We start from the raw sequence: 20938 nt of genomic DNA on the forward strand, positions 1-20938 counted from the left end.
TGGTGAAATTATGAATAAAATAGTGATGTCTAACAAACAGGGTATATGTTTGATAATTCTATTTTTGTCTAGTAGTTCGTTGGTATTATCTTTAGCTAGAGAAGCAAAGAGGGATATATGGATTGCAATGATATTAGGACTTGCTGTATCTCTATTAATTGTAACTATGTATAGTAGAATACTATCTAGATTTCCTGATAAAAATTTATATGAAATAAATATTACTGTTTTTGGAAGAATTATCGGATCTATAATAAATTTCATTTTTTTATTCTATGCATTTTATCTAGGTGCTTTGGTATTAGCTAATTTCAGTATGTTTATTGGTGTTGTAGGGCTAGAGTTCACACCACTAAGTGTAGTGTCTTTTGCAGTAATTATAATTATAATTTATGGAGTAAAAAATGGAATAGAAGTATTAGGTCGTTGGTCGGAATTTTTTGCTAAAATAGTTTTTCCTGTTATTATAATTGTAACATTATTAATACTGAATATGGTGAATGTCAATAATCTTAAACCTATTTTAGAAAATGGTATAAAACCTGTATTGGATGGAACATTGTCTGTAATTACTTTTCCATATGCCGAACTTATCATTTTTACTTTAATTTTTAATAGCAAAATGTTTAAAGGTGGTAATAATATATATAAAACTTTTATATATGGTTTACTATTAGGAGGTATTCTGGTTAGTGTTAATGTAATAGGTTCTTACATTGCTATTGGACCTTTTGCTTATGAAAGCAGTTATTTTCCCATATATTCAGCAGTTAGCAGAATCAATATAAGAGATATTCTGCAGAGAATTGAAATTATTATAGCTGTTACATTTATGATAGGGGGATTTTTAAAAATGAGTGCTTGTATTTTGGCCTGTTGTAATGGCATAGTTACTATACTGAAGTTAAAAGATTATAAGTTTCTAGTAACTCCTGTAAGCTTACTTCTATTAATAGTTTCCCTTACAACGTATAAAAGCATGATGGAAATGATAACAGGGGTTAAGAATTATAATTATGTATCTATGATTGTTCAGATAATAATTCCGTTAATATTATTTATTATTATTGAAATTAAATCAAGATTGTCAAAAAGCAAATAATGATTATAGAAATGGTGATTTACTGTGAAAGAAGTAATATCAAACCGTCAAGGTATAAGTATGATTATTTTAATAATGCTATCAGAATCATTCGTTATAAATCCTATTAAAAATACTAATAAAGATATATGGATTACAATATTGATAGCTATAGGAATTACATGTATAATATCAGCAATGTATTGTAGAATACTAATTAGATATCCTAGTAAGAATTTGTATGAGATTCTTGTTACAGTTTTTGGCAAAATAATTGGTAATGCCATTTGTATATTATATATTTTATATTGTTTTTACGTGGGTGCTTTGGTTTTGACTACATTTAGTTTATTTACAAGTGTGGTAGGACTAGTTAATACTCCAAAATTAATAATAGCTGCTGGGGTTATAGTGTTAGTTATATTTGGTATAAAAAGCGGATTAGAAGTATTAGGTAGATGGTCAGAATTTTTTGTTAAAATTATCTATCCAATAATATTATTAACTATCCCCCTTATGCTGACTATGGTTGAAGTATTTAATTTAACTCCAGTCTTAGAAGATGGTATTCAGCCAATAGCAAAGGGAGCTATTGAAATGATTACTTTTCCTTTAGCTGAGATATTTACTTTTATGTTAATATTGAATACTAAGAGTATAAGGAATTCAAAAAGTATATATAAATTATTTTTAATAGGTTTGCTATTAGGGGGATTTATTCTGTTTTGTACACATGTCAGTGCATATTTATGTTTGGGAGAATTTGCTTATTCAACTAGCTATTTTCCTATCTATAGAGCCGTAAGTAGAATTAATATAAGAGATATATTACAAAGAGTTGAAGCTATAATTGCTATAATTTTTATTATAGGCGGGTTTATTAAAATAACTGTTTATCTTTTAGCTGGGTGTAAAGGTATTGCAGCTTTATTCAAATTGAAGGATTATAAGTCTATAGCCACGCCAATTGGTATTTTAGTAATGATTATATCAATAACAACAGTTTCTAGTATTATGGAATTAGAAACTCATTTATATTATTATACCTATATGGCTATACTGATGCAGTTAATAATTCCAATTGTTACATTGATAGCTTTAGAAATTAAATGTAGGGTTATAAAAAAGAACTAATGAAGTTCAACTTAAATATTATAATATATAATTATTAAAGATATATTATAAAAGTAGCTAAATAAAGGTAAAATAACCTAGTTTAAAGCTAATGTATATGGTATAATAAAATTTGAATGACAAATCAATTTGACGTAAATCAGGGGGTTATAATGAGTACTATTCATTCAAATGAATTCAGAAAAATGTTTAGAATAATTAGTTTTATTCTTTTTATTATATATTTGATAATACTAATCAATGTATTATTTTTAGATGCTAAATATGGTAGGATTACTGGGTTGAAAGGTTATAACATAGAACCATTCAAGACAATAAAAAACTATATAAAATATAGTGGAACCAATGCCATCATGACTAATATTTTTGGTAATATACTTGCATTTATGCCTTTAGGATTTTTTGTACCTATATTATTCAGACGAACAAGATTTTTTATATTAATGATATTAATTAGTGGATTTGTTAGTTTGGCAGTAGAAGTACTGCAATATCATTATGCAGTTGGAAGTTTTGACGTGGATGATATTATACTCAACACTCTTGGTGGGTTCATTGGGTATTTGATTTTTAGGATATGTTATTATATATATTATGGCATAAAATATCTGAAAGATAAGAACAGCTAAATTTCTAAAGAAAAAGGGTTTCAATAAATAAAGGATAGGGAGAATATGGAAGATAAGAAGATTACATTAAGATTAAATAATAAAAAACAGTCTGGACATGGAATCGCTTCTTTTGCATTAGGGATTTCATCTTTGATATTATTTCTAAGTGCAGTAGGTATATCTGCTTTTGGAGATAGAAGTACGGATAGCATTGCTTTAGCTATAGGACTTGTTGAGATAATAGGATTTATTGTATGTATAGTTGGAATTATATATGGAGTAATTGGAGAACTTTCAAAAGATACATTTAAAACATTTGCTCACATAGGCATAGGTATAAATCTGATAATGATGTTATTTCACGTATTGGTAATTATATACGGTTTTGGAGGATAATATTTACTTACATATAGCAATTAAAACTTTTATAACATAAAAAAGGGGATATCGAATAATACATTTTTAACTTAAATATATTATCCGACAGCCCCTTTTATTTCTAATTTAATGGGATTGATAATTTACTTTTATTTAATCCTGCTACTATAAGATTAGCGATAATAAGACCCATTATAAACTGTACCATATTCCAAGGTAATGAGAATATAGGAACAATATAATTACCAGTCATTATATATGATGCTATATAATAACCAAAAACCATAAAAGTACCAGCTATAACAAAACCAAAAGTATATGCAGGTTTGAATTTTATATGATTCAATTTAGCCACCAGTAAAGATAGACCTAAAATAATTAACGGAATCAGTATTGTTATTATAAGTAGCTGTGTTTCAACTTTATTGGTTAGACTTATCAATTCGTCAACAGAATCCAACTTCAGTTCTTCTAGTAAATTATTATTTAAAGCATTGGTTTCTAGAGATATTTTACTAGAAAGAATATATCTAAGTATAACATTGAATATGGCAAATCCACCAGCGAAAACAACACTTAAATAAATGTACATTTTCTTTCTGAATTTTTCGCTTGCACATATTCCTACAATTGCTCCCATTAAAGCTTTTATAATCAAAGTAGGTATTGCCCAATGTGCATATCCTCCGATAACATCTGCTAGTGCAGAACCTACTCCAGCAGCGAATGCTCCATATTTCCAGCCTAATAGAATTGCTGCAATAAAAATCATACTATCGCCAAGATGAATATAACCATTTGTAAAAGGAACTGGAACTTTTATGACCAAAGTTGCTAGTAATACAAGGGCAGTCATTAATCCTGTATAAGTAATTTTTTTAATGTCGCTAGATTCAAAATATGTATTTTTCATCAGTGTCACCTTGCCTTTTTTCAAAATTTATATATACTATATAATATAAGTGTGTATTTTAAAAGTGACAGTTTTGTTCAAAACAAAAGGGACAGTTATTAGAAAGGGTGAAAATATGATTGATTTGGTACCAAATCTGGATGGGACTTTAGATAAACCATTATATGTTCAATTATATGAATACATAAGAAATGAGATAATAGGCGAAAGCATTATTCAAAACGAAAAATTACCTTCAATAAGACAGCTGTCAGGGAGTCTTGATATAAGTAAAACAACTATTGAAAATGCTTATCAGCAATTACTTGTAGAAGGTTATTTGTATAGTTTGCCCCAAAAAGGATATTATGCAAGTGCATTTGATAAAACTTATGTAAACAGTAAGAAAAATGAAACAGAATACGTCGCAGAACAAAAAATAAAAAAATTGATTAAATATGATTTTAAAAATGAATATGTGGAAGAAATGAATTTTGATTTTAATTTATGGCGAAGATATATGAACCGTATTCTTAATTATGATTATCAAAAGCTATATAAGTCTACAGATGTGCAAGGTGAGATGGAACTAAGAAAGGAGATTGTAAGATATGTTAGAAGATCAAGAGGTGTAACAGCTGATGCCAGCAGAGTTATCATTGGTGGAGGTGTTCAATATTTATTGAATATACTTAGTACATTAATGAAAAAAATCCACATTGATGAATGTGCTTTTGAAGATCCTGGATTCAATAGAGCCAAAAATATATTTATGCATAATAGTTTTGATATAATACCTATACCTATAAAAGAGGATGGAATCGATCTGAAAGTACTAAAAAATTCTAATTCGAAATTATGTTACGTTAGTCCTTCACATCAATTTCCTACTGGTACAGTCATGTCTGTTGACCAGAGAATAAAACTATTGAAGTGGGCAAGTGAGAATAATGGTTATATTATTGAAGATGATTATAACAGCGAATTAAGATACTATGGAAAACCTATACCTTCAATGCAGAGTTTTGATAAAGATGGAAACGTTATATATTTGGGTTCATTTTCTACAGTTCTGGTTCCTTCTATAAGAATAAGCTACATGATTTTACCAAGTAAGTTAATCAACCTATATAATGAAAGTAAAAATAGGTATACACAGACAACTTCTAAGACAGAACAATTAGCATTAGCACTTTTTATGAAAGAAGGCATGTTTGAAAAACATATCAGGAGACTTAAGAAAAATTATACTAAAAAAAATCAAATATTGATTCAAGCAATAAAAAATTATATGGGAGATAAAGTTCAGATTGGCGGAATGGATTCTGGGTTACATATGCTGATAAATGTTGATTCAAAACTCTCTGAACAACAAATAATAGAAATGGCATTAGATAACGAGATTTTGATTTCAGGTATATCAGAATATACAATCGTAAAAAAATTTCAAAAAAATCCCATATTAATTCTATCATATAAAGGAATAGATATTAATGATATTGAAAAAGCTATTCGATCACTTAGTAAAATTTGCTTTAATTGAAAATAAAATTTTATTATTGATTGTATTTTTTATAATAAAAATAAGCTGTGTGTGATATACTATAAGTATGTGAGTATTGATGATAGAATTAATATAATAAGTAGTTTTTGCTTATAAAATAAGTTTTATTGTTATATTTTTAAATCAAACAGGAGCTGATTGATGTGAGAAAAAGAGCACTACTTGTAAATGATTCTAGATTTGAAAGTTTAATAATGAAAGATATGTTAAACAATCTAGGTTATGATGTTGAACTTGCAGATGAATTTGATGCATTATACGAAGCAGAGCAGTTTGAACCTAATATTGTTATAGTTAATTATATTATGAGGAAAACTCGTGGAGATAAATTAATCAAAGACATTAAATCTACTATACCTGATAGTAAATGTTTATTATCATCCAGCAATTCAATCAGACATGATAAAATAGAAGATAGTGTTGATGGAATTCTACACACTCCATTATCCATGTTTACTTTAAAAGATAGTCTTAAAAGGATTGGGGAAGAAGAAGATATTATACATTTTGTTGGAAAAGATGAAATTTCTGCACATATAAAATATTGTCCTCATTGTGCAAGTAACTTAAGTGATTTTAACCAAAGTATTACTTTTTGCCCATACTGTGGTCAAATTCTTAAACAAAAAGTATCTAATAAATAATCTATCAGTCGGATAATTAATATTATCCGATTTTTTTTATCTTTTCATCAAATAACATAAAAGGATAATATATTGTAAAAAGACAAATTATGTAATATAATGTACGTAAGAAAGGGAAGGTGGGATTAAATGGAGGAAAATATTAAAATTAGTCATGAGCAAAAGAGATATAAATATTATTACATAATGATAAGTATTATGTTTTTGCTGATGATACTGCAAATGGTTTTAGGTGTTAAAATGGGTAATCGCTCATTAATTCTAGTTATATCTTTAAGTTTTCTTCTTGTTGCATCAGTTGTTATTACCCTTATATTGAATAAAAAAAGTATTAATACCAAGAGCACAATCTATATAACCTTGATACCAATGATTATATGTTGGTCTGTTATATTTAGTACTAGTGAAAGTATAGTTGTTTTCTCTGGTATGTTTCCAGTTTTAGTATTACTAGTTTTCCTAGGACGTTATAAGGCAATAGTAATAACTGGCAGTTTCAATATAGGTGTAACTATTTTTAAAATAGTAGGATTATTAGATAATGATAACTTATCCAATGTTGATAAATCCGTTTATATCTATTTAGTTCTTGTGCTGTTGATATTTTCTGCTTCCTGCTATATGGGAGCCAAGATATTACATAACATGATGAATAGAAATAGAAAGATGATTAGTAATCTTGAAAAGTCTAGAGATGAGCAAGACCAGATGATGAATAGATTAATAGATACTAGCAAAGTTATCTATAATCATTCTAACGAACTTAATATTATTATGGAAGATATGAATATTATGTCCAAAGATATAGAACAATCAGTAGAACAGATAAAAGAAGGGGCTAGAGAAGGTGCTGAATATACAGAAAAACAGCTAGAATCAACTAATAATATTCAAGAGTTGATAAATGAAGCTTCGGATACATCTCTATCCATTAGTCATACATCAAAAGAAATAGAAAATGTAATAGGTAATGGTATGGAGATTGTTGAAACATTGTATGACAATAATAATGTTTCTAATGAAAATAATTCTAGAACATTTGATATCATGCAAGAACTGAAAGAAAAGTCGGATAATATTGTAGATATCATAGAGACCATAAAGAGTATTGAGGACCAAACTAATCTATTGGCTCTAAATGCTGCAATAGAGGCTGCGAGAGTGGGGGAAGCAGGTAAAGGTTTTGCAGTTGTTGCAGATGAGATAAGACATTTGGCAGAACAGTCTTCACAATCCGTGAATGATATTACATTAATCATTTCCGAATTACAAGAACAAACCAATAAATCTTTGAGTGCATATGAAAAACTTAATAAAATAAGTGAGGAACAAAACAGACTAGTTGAAGGTACAAAAAATGTTTTTGATAAAATTAAAAATAATATGATAGAAAATACGAAAAAAATTGATTTGCTGTCCTCAAAAATATCTACAATTGTAGAGGAAAACAGGAATATCGTAGGTTCCGCTAATAACCTGTCAGCTATTACACAAGAAAATTATAGCAGCTCAGAAAATACTGTTTCATTGACATATAAGTATCTCACATTATCGGAAAAAGGTAATAAGATATTGGAAAGTTTGAATGAAACATCAGAAAAAATTGCTTCAAATTAATAATGTAACGAGGTAAGTAAGATTTACAATTCTTGAGTAAAATATTTCGAGTAAGTCAGAAAAAGTGTTTTCAAAACACTTTTTCTCCTAACTGGTATAACTGTAGGCTTTTTCATATTTATTAAATAGGGGAAACTCAGTACCAAAAAAATCTTGACACATAATACATATTAATATATAATAAATATAATTTAATAATCAAATTCGGTGATTGAAAGTAGTAAGAATTGGTTGTAATTATAGAGAGTCGGGGATGGTGGAATCCTGATATCTACAATAATTCTGAATGGATTCATGAGAAGTATGGTGAACGCTTGATTGCAAGTAGCTTATACCGTTTTTCCTACGTTATAAGGATAGGATATGTTAGTATCTGAAAGAGTTAAGCACATAATAGGTGGCATAACGAAATGTAACTTCGTCCTAATAATGACGGAGATTTTTTGTTATTAGAGAGAATTATTTATTAAAGCTGTTGACCTACAGCGAAGTGCTTAAAGTTGGGTGGTACCACGAGTAACACTTCGTCCCAATAAATGGATGAAGTGTTTTTTTATTGCCTTTTTAGATACACATCTCATCGAAAATCAATATCACATTTTATTAAATTCAAAAATTATTAGAAGGGATGGAATTTAATTATGACACATCAATTTGGAAAATTTGGAGGACAATATGTACCAGAACCAGTAATCGAGGCTTTGAATGAATTGGAGGCAGCTTTTAACGAAGCTATGCAGGATGAAGAATTTAAAAATGAATATCTATACTATATGAAAGATTATGTGGGAAGAGAGTCACCACTATACTTTGCAAAAAATATGACTAATAAGCTAGGTGGAGCTAAGATTTATTTGAAAAGAGAAGATCTTAATCATACAGGGGCTCACAAGATAAATAATGCAATAGGACAAATATTACTAGCTAAAAGAATGGGGAAGAAAAAGATAATCGCCGAAACAGGGGCAGGACAACATGGTGTAGCAACTGCTACAGCGGCAGCTATGTTCAACATGGAATGTGAAATTTTCATGGGAGAAGAGGATACTAAGAGACAGAAGCTTAATGTTTTCAGAATGGAATTACTAGGTGCAAAAGTCACTCCTGTAACAAGAGGAACTAGAACTCTAAGCGATGCGGTAGATGAAGCTATTGAGCAATGGGTAGAGAGAATAGAAGATACATTTTACCTATTAGGTTCAGCAGTAGGACCACATCCATATCCAACTATGGTTCGTGAATTCCAAAAAATCATAGGTGAAGAAGCTCTTAGACAGATAAAAGAAAAAGAAGGAAGACTTCCAGATTATTGTATTGCATGTGTAGGTGGAGGAAGTAACGCTATTGGCTTATTCCACGAATTCAATTCTTATGAAGAAGTTGAATTAATAGGTGTAGAAGCTGCGGGAAAAGGAGTAGATACTGATTTACATGCGGCAACTATGGCTCATGGAAAAGAGGGGGTTGTTCATGGTATGAATACAATCTTTATCCAAGATGACGAAGGAAATATAAGTCCAGTGTATTCAATATCAGCAGGATTGGATTATCCAGGTGTTGGACCAGAACATGCACATCTAAAAGACATTGGTAGAGCAAGGTATGAATCCATAACAGATGATGAAGCAGTTAATGCATTCTTATATTTATCACAAACAGAAGGTATAATTCCTGCAATTGAAAGCTCACATGCACTCGCTTATACTATGAAATTTGCACCAACCCTTGATAAAGACAAGATTATTATAGTTAACCTATCAGGTAGAGGAGATAAAGATGTTGAAGCAATCGAAAGATATTTAAAAGCTAATAATAAGCCAATTAATCTATAGCTTCCGATACTCTATTTCTATAATTCAAATAAGTATTCTATCTGAATTATTGATAGATAAAAAATAAATATGAAAAATAACTATCATACATTATGCCTAGATGTCTTGTGGAATCTAGGCATAACCATTATAATAATAGTATTATGTTATTATAGGAGAATGGTATATGGAATGGTGCAAAATTATAGTTGTAGATGATGAATACTTATTAAGACAAGGTATCATGCATATGTTGGATTGGAAAAAATATGGTTTTACAATTGTGGGGGAAGCAACTAATGCCACTCAGACATTAGAACTAATTGAAAAGGTACATCCGCATATAATCTTATGCGATATAGTCATGCCTAATATTGACGGCATAGAGCTATCTAAAATAATAAAAAAACGTTATCCGGATATTGAGATTGTAATTTTAAGTGGATATGATAATTTTGATTATGTAAAAACTGCGTTCAAGTATGGGGTTGCAGATTATATTCTAAAACCTACACTCACAGCAGACCAATTACTAGATATATTAATACCTCTACAAAAGAAATTTGGACAACCTGTATGTGATATCAAAAAAGAAGATGATGCAGGAAAACAGATGCTAAAAATGTTAGAGGATAAAATTTTGGATGAACAATTAATAAGCGATTGTTTTAATCAAGCAGAGTATACAATAATAGGTTATCAGCAATGTACTAATGATTCTATTGATGTCAGTTTAGTTAATGATAAGATTAATGAAACATTTAGGAATTACAATTATATATACATAGGAAAATCTCAAAACATACATATATTCATTATTAATCATAAATCCCAAGAAAGATTTGATATCAATGATAAATGGAATCAACTAACCAACAATCTTGAAAATATAATTATTACTGTTTTTTCAATGAAAATAGATGGGATTAATTCATCTTCAAATCTCTTAAAAGCTTATGAAGAAATAAAAAGCTTATCACAATACCATTTTTATGGTTATGAAAATGGGCATATAAGTGTTTCTTTGGAAACATATAAAAATAAGGATAGATTAAAATTTGATACAAAAGAATTTATGCATATAGCTACATCCGACTCAGTTACTGCCCTTGAATACTTGGAAACATATCTTAACAAACTAACTTTTCAAAATGGTCTTATGGGTAACGAGATAAAAGCCATTGTTCAAAACGTTATTTATAATCTTTTTAATATTATTTTTATTAGAGAAGATAAATATGAGGAAGTAAATACCAAAAAGATTTTGTTTTTCAATAATATATCCAATGCTATTACATTGAAAGAGATAATTGAATACTTCAATGAAATAAAAGAGTATATACAATCCTTGATAAAAATAGGGACTACAAGCAGGATGATGCAACAGATACTTGACTATATTAATCTCAATTATAAAGAACAAATCAATCTCCAAGGAATCGCTAATGAATTTCATATTAGTTATTCTTATTTATCTGCTTATTTCAATAATCACTACAAAGAAAGTTTTAATGATTATCTTAATGGGGTTAGAATACAAAAGGCGAAAGAATTTCTAGTTGAACCTTCTATTCAAATATCCTATGTTAGTGAGTTGGTTGGTTATTCATCCCCTAACTATTTTACCAAGGTTTTTAAAAAATTGACTGGTTACACACCAACAACCTACAGAAGGATGTATATGAAATGAGATTAAGAAAAATAAAATCAGCAGATAAAATTATAAGACTTTCTTTATTTACTAAAATTGTTCTTGTCACGTTATGTGGTCTAATAATATCAACTGTAGTAGTAGCTACAGTGACAATTAGTACAGGAGAAAAATTATATATCAACACATATAATACATCTAATCAAAAGATTGGGGATAGAATTGTAGATGAACTGAAAAATCTGAATTATAAGGCTTATAACTTGATGGAAGAATATGGGCGAAGCAACAATTTAAAAGTGTATTGTACAGAGTACATGCCAAAAACTAAACGTTTCTATAAAAGGTATAGTCTACAGAATGAATTATTTCGAATAAATAATAATTATGGTGTACCTATGTTCAATATATTCGTTATAGGAAATAATAAAAATTATTATACAGACAATTATATAGGTGTCACTTCTACGACAAAAGATAAAATAATGGAGATGGGATTTTATAAACAATATAAACAAAATCCTTCTAATACTTACCATTATATAACAAGTGGATTCAATGGTTATGCTTCTTCACAGCCATCTATTGTTATCACAAAAGGATTGGAAGAACCTATCAACAATACTTTTTTCGGGGATATGTTCATAAGTATTACAGAGGAAAATTACAGTTCCCTATATAAAAAATATATGGTAAGAGGAAATGACGTAATAATACTTAGCAAAACAGGACAAGTCCTATCAAGTAGTATGAAAAAATATATAGGAGAAGAACGTGGAGACATCCTTACAATGGTAAAAGAATCAATAAAAAGTTCTAAGTATATACGTACCCAATTTGACCAGAAACCATATCTATTGACAGCTAGATATATTCAAAATATGGATTTTTATTTAGTTATTCTAAGTGATACCAGTATTGTATCTAAGGTTTTCTTGAAATCAAAATATTATATTATACTTCTATCGGGTATAATTGCATTACTAACATGTTCTATAATCCTTATAATAACTAAAAAGACAACTAGCAGATTAACCAAATTGGTAGATACTATGGAAGTAGCGACAGAATCCAATTTTAAACAAAAAGTTCCTATAGAAGGTGGTTATGAGGTAAGAAGACTAAGTGCGGCATATAATCAGATGGTACTGGAATTGGAATCATATATTGATAAATTAATGGAAGAGCAAGAACAAAGAAGATCAGCTGAATTATCAGCTTTACAGATGCAGATTAATCCTCATTTCATGTATAATACTCTAGCATCAATTAAATATCTAGCCTGGCAGGGAGATAATAAAGCGGTAGATGAGATGATTAATGCTTTTATAGCATTACTGCAAAATACAATATCAAAAACTGATGAAATGGTAACGGTAGAAGAAGAGATTAATAATCTCAAAAACTATGCAAAAATCAATAGTATGAGATACGGAGAAAAAATACAAGTATCTTACTATATTGATGACAGAGCATTAGACTTGCTTATTCCCAAATTACTATTACAGCCTATAGTTGAAAATGCTTTTTTTCATGCTTTTTCCAACAAAGAAAATGGTGATATCAAGATCTTTGTTTCTCTACTAAATGATATATTGACCTGTGAGATAATTGATAATGGCGACGGTATCAATAATAAAGCATCAAATGAAAAAACAAGTTTCAAGACATATTGTAAAAGTATAGGCTTAGAAAATACAAAACAAAGATTAAAGCTTGTATATAATGACAAAGCAAGTTTATCAGTTCAAAGCACTCCTAATATTGGTACATCAGTTAAAATAGTTATTGCTTGTTAGCGTGATAGCTATTTTCTTTCTTATAAAAGAGTCTTATTTTTTTGACATAATAAATTATTACGATTGATATAAAATAATTACTATAAAACCCATATAATTACATGTAATTAGTAAAAAATTACTAAATGACAATAAAATATTGCTAAATCTATTATAATAAAGGTGGTAAAATACTAGCTGTAAAAGAAATAATTTATAAGAAATATACAATTATAGGAGGTAGTTAGATGAAAAAGATAATGGGATTATTACTTACAACATTACTAGTTATGAGTTTATTTGTAGGTTGTGGTTCAAAAGAAAAAGATGCTGAACCTACTGGAGGTAATGATAGTAACCAAAGCAGCAGTGAAAAGGATCAAGGAACTAGTGGGGATAATACGACTGATAAACCTAAAGTAGGGGTAACAATCTATAAATTTGATGATAACTTCATGACTTATACTAGAAATGCCATGACATCAGCAGCAGAGGGGAATGCAGAACTTGTTATGAATGATTCTCAGAACAATCAATCCGTACAAAATGACCAAGTAGATGTAATGATTAATAAAGGTGTGAAAGCATTAGTAATCAATCTTGTTGACCCAGGTGCAGCACCAACAATTGCTGATAAGGCAAAAGCTGCTGATATACCTTTGATATTTGTTAACAAAGAATATCCAGAAGGAACAGATAAGATAGATTATGACAAAGTATGGTATGTAGGAACACAATCAAAAGAATCAGGAGATATTCAGGGTAAATTAGTAGCTGAAGCTTGGAAAGCACATCCAGAGTGGGATAGGAACGGGGATGGTGTGATGCAATATGTTATGTTGATGGGAGAACCAGGTCATCCTGATGCTGAAGCTCGTACTAAATATTCAGTTGAATATATCAAAAATGAAGGAATCAAAGTAGAGGAATTAGAAAAACAAACTGGTATGTGGGATGCAACAAAAGGTAAAGAGTTAATGACAACATGGTTAGGTAAAGAAGGCGATAAAATAGAAATGGTTTTATGTAATAATGATGGTATGGCACTTGGTGTTGTAGAAGCTCTAAAAGCAGATGGATATTTTTCAGAGGGTAAATATATGCCAGTTGTTGGAGTTGACGCTATTCCAGAAGCATTGGATTTGATTCAACAAGATATAATGCTTGGTACAGTGCTTAATGACCCATTAAATCAAGGTAGAGTTTCCATTGAAATGGCTATCAACTCCGCAGCAGGAAAAGATGTTCTAGATGGTCTGGATTTCTCACTTGATGAAACAAAAGCAGTTAGGATACCATATCAACCAATAACAAAAGATAATTTGGATTTAGCTAAAAAAGCTTATGGCATGGAATAGATATATATTATTGAATTAAAATACGGAGCTGTCGGATAATACGACAGCCCTAATCTTTTTAGGTATGGTGATAAATATGAATGAGCAAAAGCAGAATGAATTAGTATTAGAAATGACTGGTATAACAAAAGAGTTTCCTGGTGTAAAAGCTCTTGATAATGTTAAATTTGCTTTAAGACAAGGAACTGTTCATGCATTAATGGGAGAAAACGGTGCAGGTAAATCTACTTTGATGAAATGTCTGTTTGGTATCTTTTTGAAAGATGCAGGAACAATAAAGGTATCGGGAAAAGAAATAAATTATAAGAATGCAAAAGAGGCTTTGGAAAACGGAGTTTCAATGGTACATCAAGAATTAAATCAAGTAAGACAAACAAGAGTTGTAGATAATATTTGGTTAGGGCGATTTCCAATGCAGGGTATCGTTGTTGATGAAAAACAAATGTATGATAAAACCAAAAAAATATTTGAAGACCTTAACATTGATATTGATCCAAAAGAAAAGATAGAAAACCTATCTGTATCTCAAGCGCAGATGGTTGAAATTGCAAAGGCTGTTTCATATAATGCCAAGATTGTTGTTATGGATGAACCAACATCCTCTTTGACTGAAAAAGAGGTACATCATTTATTTAGAATAATCAATAGTTTAAAAGAACAGGGAGTAGGTATTATATATATTTCTCATAAGATGGAAGAAATACTGGAAATAGCTGATGAAGTGACGGTTATGAGAGATGGTAAGTATATTGCAACTGAAAGTGCTGATAATTTAACAACAGATAGAATAATAAAACTCATGGTAGGGCGTGATTTAACAAATCGTTTCCCGGAAAAGAAGAATAAACCTAGTGAAGTTATATTAGAAGTAAAAGACCTAAAATCTTTTTATGCTCCAAAAGTCAAAGGAGTTAGTTTTGAACTAAGAAAAGGTGAGATATTAGGGGTAGCAGGTCTTATGGGTTCAAGAAGAACAGAATTATTGGAAACCATATTTGGAATACGTAAGAAAGAATCAGGAAATATATATTTGCATGGTAAAGAAGTGAAAAATAATAATGCTAGAGAGGCAATTAAAAATGGATTTGCTCTGGTAACAGAAGAACGAAGGAAAACTGGTCTTTTTGCAGGTTTATCTGTTTACTTTAATAGTATTATTTCTAATATAGACAGCTATTGCAGTGGTGGTGTCATTAATGAATCTAAATCCAAGGTGGATACCAAATGGGTTATAGATAGTATGAGAGTTAAGACGCCATCTGAAAAAACTAAAATAGGGACTCTATCTGGAGGTAACCAACAAAAAGTAGTTATTGGAAAATGGCTATTAACTAATCCAGAGATATTATTGTTGGATGAACCTACAAGAGGTATAGATGTTGGTGCTAAATATGAGATTTATCAACTTATTAATGAATTAGCTTGTAACGGTAAAGGTGTTATAGTTATCTCTTCTGAGATGCCTGAATTATTTGGTATAACTGATAGAATAATTGTTATGAGTAATGGTCATCTAGCAGGATGTGTAGAAACCGCTTCAACAACTCAAGAAGAAGTATTGGCACTTGCAGCAAAATATATATAGAAAGGATAAAATACATGGATAAGATAATCAGAAAGATATCATTTGATAAAAAGAAGATAAGCGACTTACTTCTTAAATATGCAATATATTTTGTACTACTCATCATGATTATAGTAATTATAATAGAGGATTCATCTATAGTATCATGGCGAAGTCTGGCTACAATATTAACTCAGGCTTCAACAAGATGTATGCTTGCTCTTGGTGTAGGAGGTATCATTGTACTTGCTGGAACAGACTTATCTATTGGTAGGATGGTAGGATTAGCAGGGGTTGTGGGAGCAAGCTTAATGCAATCACCTGGTTTTTCTAGAAGAATATTTCCTAATCTGCCAACATCAGGATGGTTCATTGCATTATCAATTTTATTTATAATTCTATTGATAACTTTTGCATCATTTATTAATGGGTGGTTGACAGCTAAATTACATATTACACCATTTATCGCTACATTAGGTATGCAATTAGTTCTATATGGAGCAGCTTCAAGTTATTATAATGCTTTAGGCGGTTCACCTATAACAAGCTTGAATGAAGGTTTTAAATATATCGCTCAAGGTAAATTATTAAAACTTAAATTTGGTTCAGATGAATTTTATATATCATTCCTTATGATTTTCGCTCTAATATCAATTTTATTCATATGGTTCATATGGAATAAAACCAGAATAGGCAAGAATATGTTTGCTGTTGGAGGTAATGCAGAAGCTGCGGCAGTATCTGGTGTTAGTATTGTCAAGACAACTTTAATAATATATGTAATTGCCGGAGTATTATATGGAGCTGCTGGATTACTTGAATTAGGACGTACAGGTTCAGCAACCAATAATCTTGGTCTAGGCTATGAATTAGATGCTATTTCAGCCTGTGTTGTTGGTGGTGTTTCACTCATGGGTGGAGTTGGTTCAGTAGCAGGTATTGTAACTGGGGTTATTATATTCCAAGTAATTAACTTTGGTCTAGCGTATATTGGAGTAGATCCATATCTTCAATATGTGGTAAAAGGTATGATAATTCTTATTGCTGTTGCAATAGACACTAGAAAATATATCAAAAAGAAATAAGAGAGGAGAGAACGTCATAGGAGAATGGGATATTAAAACGATATTAGGTTGTGGATTTTATATATTCGCAGTGATAATAGGTGTTAAGCATCTATATAATAGAAGAGGTTATAACAAAAAAGAGGGATTGGATAATACAAATATAAAAGTGGATAATATTTCAAAATAAATACAAATTGGTACTATATAATAGTTGGAAAAAAAAGTGAATATAAGGTATAATATAAGAGTTAGCTGGTAAGAGGTTAACTCTTATATTTATGTTTGAATATCAATACCAAACTAGAAATTATTTTAACAAAAGACTAAGTAATAATTGTTTAACATTCAGATGAGAGGTGATGACAATATTTAGTACAATAAATCGAATTGACCAAAATATTATACTATATATATCTGAACATCTAAGAACACCTGTACTGGACAGTATAATGGTATTCTTTTCACGTATTGGTAATGCTGGTTTGGTTTGGATAGTCATATGTATATTGCTTTTAGCAAGTAAAAAATATAGAACTGTTGGTATAATAGCCGCAACTGTATTAATTACTAATACTATCTTAGGTGAACTGATACTAAAAAATGCTATTGGTAGGATTAGACCATATGATGCACTAGGTTTAGATATTATCATTGATAAATTAAATAGTTTTTCAATGCCTTCGGGACATGCAATAAGTAGTTTTTCTGTAGCATTTATAGTAGCTTTTTTGGTGAAAAAGTGGAAAGTATATTTACCTATTCTTATTTTAGCTATTGTTATAACATTATCAAGAGTTTATTTATCAGTGCATTATCCAACAGATGTATTGCTCAGTATAATTATAGCTTTTATAGTATCTTTTACAGCAACGAAAATTGCTAGAGCAAAAGGGCTGATTACAGACAAAAGTTAAACTATATAAAGATACCAAATATAGATCATACTAAATATAGAAATATATAATTTAAAAGGAGTAAAATTATGTTTGATTACAAGGAGTATTATAAAAAAGAAAATGAACCTATTTTAGATTCATACGAAAAATCTTTAGAAAAGATTAAAATGGTAGTTGATTGTACAGAGAAAAAGGATGGATATGGAAAATATTTTAATGAACTCGGCAGGTTCATAATTATGATGGCTGACCATGAAAAAGAATTAGATGAAGTATATTTTGAAAACAATACTTTTGAACAATTAAAAGACTTTAATGAAAAAATGTACAAAGACGTGTTACATGATAATTATGATACATGTTATGGTAATCCAAGTTATGCTGTTTCACAATTTGGTAATCAAATTGGTCAGGCATTATGCTACCTATACACAAAAGTACATGAATATGTACAATTAGCTTATCAGCATAAGATTTTTATGATGTATAGGGTTAATAAGTTATTTATTCAATTCTATAATTACATTATGGATAATCAAGAAATATCACAATGCAGATTAAAAGAATTCATATTAGCTGACGCTAAAGAATATGTAGGTCAAGAAGTTAAGTTATATTATGATGAAATGAGTAATCCTAATAAATCTTATCTTACTGATATGGTTAAAAATGATGATTTAGCTGATCTTAGATATTTATTTAAATATGGAAATTACATAGGATACAATGAAATTAAAATAGCAGAGTATCTTAATGATATACCAAAAGAAAAGATTGAATACATGGCTGATATTATGTCAGAAGGTTATCGTATAGGATTTATAAACGACAACAAAGATATCACGATTAAATCAGCAGTCAGCTTAAGATATCAAATAGGTTTTGAACGTGTTATGAGAGAAGTTATAGCTAACTTTGAAAAATTGAATCTAAGACCTATCATTACTATAGAAACAATAACTAATATTGAATACAATTATGCTTTCACTAAGATGTATTCTACTATGCCTAATAAACAATATTTTTATGACCATAGATATGATTATGCATTATACCTTGATGATGAATATGCAAAACTTAAGCAGGAGGCATGTGAAAAACATATAAATCAACTTGGTGCTAATTTACATGCTCAAGGTGGTCCTGCTGTGCTTGAAGGTTTTGGACAAAAGCCATTCTATCCAGAAACCAAGAAAGAATGTGTTAAACTAGATGACGAACAAACAGTTCTTAATAAAAATCTTCAAATGAAAGCAAAACAACTTCTTTGTAAATATTTATCAGGCGAAAATTATAGTTTTACTATGGTATCATATCCAGTACCTGAAATAGGAGATAAATTTGAAGAAATATTTGATTATACAATAAAAGTCAACACCCTTGATGTGAATGTATATGAAAAAATACAACAGAAACTAATAGATGCGTTAGATAAGGGTGAATATGCTCACGTACAAGGAAAAGGCTCTAATAAAACTGATATAATGGTTAAATTACATGAAATAAAAGACCCAGAAAAAGAATCACTTTTCCACAATTGTTTAGCTGATGTTAACATTCCTCTAGGAGAAGTATATACATCACCAACTTTAAAAGGTACTAATGGTACATTATTCGTTGAAGAAGTATTCCTTAATGGATTGAAATATAATAACCTAGAAATAACTTTCAAAGATGGATATGTTGACACATATACATGTACTAATTTTGATGATATTGAAGAAAATAAAAAATACGTATATGAAAACTTGATTTTCCCTAATGAAACATTGCCACTTGGAGAGTTTGCTATAGGAACCAATACTACAGCATATGTAATGGCACATAAATATAATATTGATGATGTACTGCCAATATTGATAACAGAGAAAACAGGACCTCACTTTGCAATTGGTGACACTTGTTTTGCATGGAGCGAAGATACTCCTGTATATAATTCAGATGGAAAAGAAATAATTGCTAGAGATAACGAAAAATCAATACTTAGAAATACAAATATGGATGAAGCATATACTGGTAAGCATACCGATATAACAATACCATATAGTGGACTTAAGTCAATTGATGTAATTACCAAAGATAATGAACGTATTGGATTGATAAAAGATGGTAGATTTGTTCTTGAAGGAACAGAAGAATTAAATAAAGCCCTTGATGAAGCTTAAAATTATGATATAATAGTCTTTATATATTATTTTGCAAAATAGATAAAACAAGGTGATAAGCAGATGAAAAAATCAAACAAAGCAAAATTCAAGGAGTTAACAAGGAAAGAAAAAGTTGAATATATCTGGGAATATTACAAGCTGCATTTTTTTGCTGGCATACTAGTTCTGATTATTGTTGGAAGCTTTCTGAATATATGGGTTTTCAATCCACCACCAAAATCAGCAGTAAGTGTCAATTTTGTAGGCAGCAGTATTTTTGCAGATAACACAGAGCCATTAGAAAAAGAATTGAACCCAATAATAGTAACTGAGGAAATGGGTAATAAAAAGGTGTTCTTCAATACCTATATTTTTGGAATAGAAGACCCTCAGATGCAAATGGCAACACAAACAAAATTTGTAGCTAATATTTCAGCCAGAGAACTTGATGTATTAATTCTGGACAAAGAGCAGTTTGATTCCTTAGTGCTTCAAGGATCCATGCTTCCTCTAGACCAAGTATTTTCAGAAGATGAATTGAATAATCTTAATGATAGACTTCTAAAAAGTAAAAGCGAAGAGGATACCAATGAGCAGATTTATGGAATTGATGTAACTGATAATGAAAAAATCAAAACGGTTATGGTTGGAGATTCTGAAAAAGTAATTGGTGTTGTTAGTAATACTCTCAAAATTGAAGAAAGCAAAAAAGTTATAAAATGGTTTTTAGATATGGAATAATAAA

At 29.6% G+C, this 20938-nt stretch carries 17 protein-coding genes and 1 other annotated feature; of the genes, 16 read left to right on the plus strand and 1 reads right to left on the minus strand.

The features are described from left to right. Positions 1-10 precede the first annotated feature (10 nt). From AACQ14_RS10760 to AACQ14_RS10775, 4 genes are all read left to right on the plus strand, one after another. On the plus strand, positions 11-1102 hold the full coding sequence (locus AACQ14_RS10760; protein ID WP_339363587.1) for a GerAB/ArcD/ProY family transporter: 1092 nt from the start codon (positions 11-13) through the stop codon (positions 1100-1102). A gap of 24 nt (positions 1103-1126) precedes the next feature. Further along, positions 1127-2215: a GerAB/ArcD/ProY family transporter gene (locus AACQ14_RS10765; RefSeq protein ID WP_339363588.1), complete on the plus strand. Its 1089-nt coding sequence runs from the start codon at positions 1127-1129 to the stop codon at positions 2213-2215. Positions 2216-2367: 152 nt separating this feature from the next. Beyond that, on the plus strand, positions 2368-2844 hold the full coding sequence (locus AACQ14_RS10770) for a VanZ family protein (protein WP_339363589.1): 477 nt from the start codon (positions 2368-2370) through the stop codon (positions 2842-2844). A 45-nt stretch (positions 2845-2889) separates the two neighbouring features. Beyond that, the gene (locus AACQ14_RS10775) at positions 2890-3222 is read left to right on the plus strand and encodes a DUF6142 family protein (RefSeq protein WP_339363590.1); all 333 of its coding nucleotides are present in this window, start codon (positions 2890-2892) and stop codon (positions 3220-3222) included. 103 nt (positions 3223-3325) lie between these two features. Here AACQ14_RS10775 and AACQ14_RS10780 read toward each other — a convergent pair whose 3' ends face one another. Next, positions 3326-4117 carry an ECF transporter S component gene (locus tag AACQ14_RS10780; protein WP_339363591.1) on the minus strand — a complete coding sequence of 264 codons (792 nt, stop codon included), beginning with the start codon at positions 4115-4117 and terminating at the stop codon, positions 3326-3328. A gap of 115 nt (positions 4118-4232) precedes the next feature. Between AACQ14_RS10780 and pdxR the strand changes: the two genes are divergently transcribed. The 12 genes from pdxR (at position 4233) to AACQ14_RS10840 (ending at position 20934) form a co-directional block, all read left to right on the plus strand. Further along, the gene (gene pdxR, locus AACQ14_RS10785) at positions 4233-5639 is read left to right on the plus strand and encodes a MocR-like pyridoxine biosynthesis transcription factor PdxR (protein ID WP_339363592.1); all 1407 of its coding nucleotides are present in this window, start codon (positions 4233-4235) and stop codon (positions 5637-5639) included. A 164-nt stretch (positions 5640-5803) separates the two neighbouring features. Beyond that, on the plus strand, positions 5804-6304 hold the full coding sequence (locus tag AACQ14_RS10790) for a hypothetical protein (protein ID WP_339363593.1): 501 nt from the start codon (positions 5804-5806) through the stop codon (positions 6302-6304). A 129-nt stretch (positions 6305-6433) separates the two neighbouring features. Further along, the gene (locus AACQ14_RS10795) at positions 6434-7921 is read left to right on the plus strand and encodes a methyl-accepting chemotaxis protein (RefSeq protein ID WP_339363594.1); all 1488 of its coding nucleotides are present in this window, start codon (positions 6434-6436) and stop codon (positions 7919-7921) included. Between the two features lie 198 nt (positions 7922-8119). Then, positions 8120-8456: a binding site (T-box leader), on the plus strand. Between the two features lie 106 nt (positions 8457-8562). Further along, positions 8563-9753 carry a tryptophan synthase subunit beta gene (gene trpB / locus AACQ14_RS10800; protein ID WP_339363595.1) on the plus strand — a complete coding sequence of 397 codons (1191 nt, stop codon included), beginning with the start codon at positions 8563-8565 and terminating at the stop codon, positions 9751-9753. Between the two features lie 166 nt (positions 9754-9919). Further along, positions 9920-11422 (plus strand): response regulator transcription factor, encoded by a 1503-nt coding sequence (locus tag AACQ14_RS10805; protein ID WP_339363596.1) that lies wholly within the window; start codon positions 9920-9922, stop codon positions 11420-11422. Next, entirely contained in the window at positions 11419-13182 is a 1764-nt protein-coding gene (locus AACQ14_RS10810; protein ID WP_339363597.1) for a sensor histidine kinase, read from the plus strand. The genes AACQ14_RS10805 and AACQ14_RS10810 overlap by 4 nt, the downstream gene beginning before the upstream one ends. 227 nt (positions 13183-13409) lie before the next feature. Beyond that, positions 13410-14519 carry a galactose ABC transporter substrate-binding protein gene (locus tag AACQ14_RS10815; protein ID WP_339363598.1) on the plus strand — a complete coding sequence of 370 codons (1110 nt, stop codon included), beginning with the start codon at positions 13410-13412 and terminating at the stop codon, positions 14517-14519. 76 nt (positions 14520-14595) lie between these two features. After that, entirely contained in the window at positions 14596-16104 is a 1509-nt protein-coding gene (gene mglA, locus AACQ14_RS10820) for a galactose/methyl galactoside ABC transporter ATP-binding protein MglA (RefSeq protein ID WP_339363599.1), read from the plus strand. A gap of 14 nt (positions 16105-16118) precedes the next feature. Then, the gene (mglC, locus tag AACQ14_RS10825; protein WP_339363600.1) at positions 16119-17168 is read left to right on the plus strand and encodes a galactose/methyl galactoside ABC transporter permease MglC; all 1050 of its coding nucleotides are present in this window, start codon (positions 16119-16121) and stop codon (positions 17166-17168) included. A gap of 341 nt (positions 17169-17509) precedes the next feature. Then, entirely contained in the window at positions 17510-18064 is a 555-nt protein-coding gene (locus AACQ14_RS10830) for a phosphatase PAP2 family protein (RefSeq protein ID WP_339363601.1), read from the plus strand. Between the two features lie 68 nt (positions 18065-18132). Further along, positions 18133-20211 (plus strand): aminopeptidase, encoded by a 2079-nt coding sequence (locus AACQ14_RS10835; RefSeq protein ID WP_339363602.1) that lies wholly within the window; start codon positions 18133-18135, stop codon positions 20209-20211. A gap of 63 nt (positions 20212-20274) precedes the next feature. Beyond that, entirely contained in the window at positions 20275-20934 is a 660-nt protein-coding gene (locus tag AACQ14_RS10840; RefSeq protein WP_339363603.1) for a hypothetical protein, read from the plus strand. Positions 20935-20938: the final 4 nt, after the last annotated feature.

Origin of the sequence: Vallitalea maricola (genome assembly GCF_036985595.1) — a bacterium.
Classification (GTDB): Bacteria; Bacillota; Clostridia; order Lachnospirales; family Vallitaleaceae; genus Vallitalea; species Vallitalea maricola.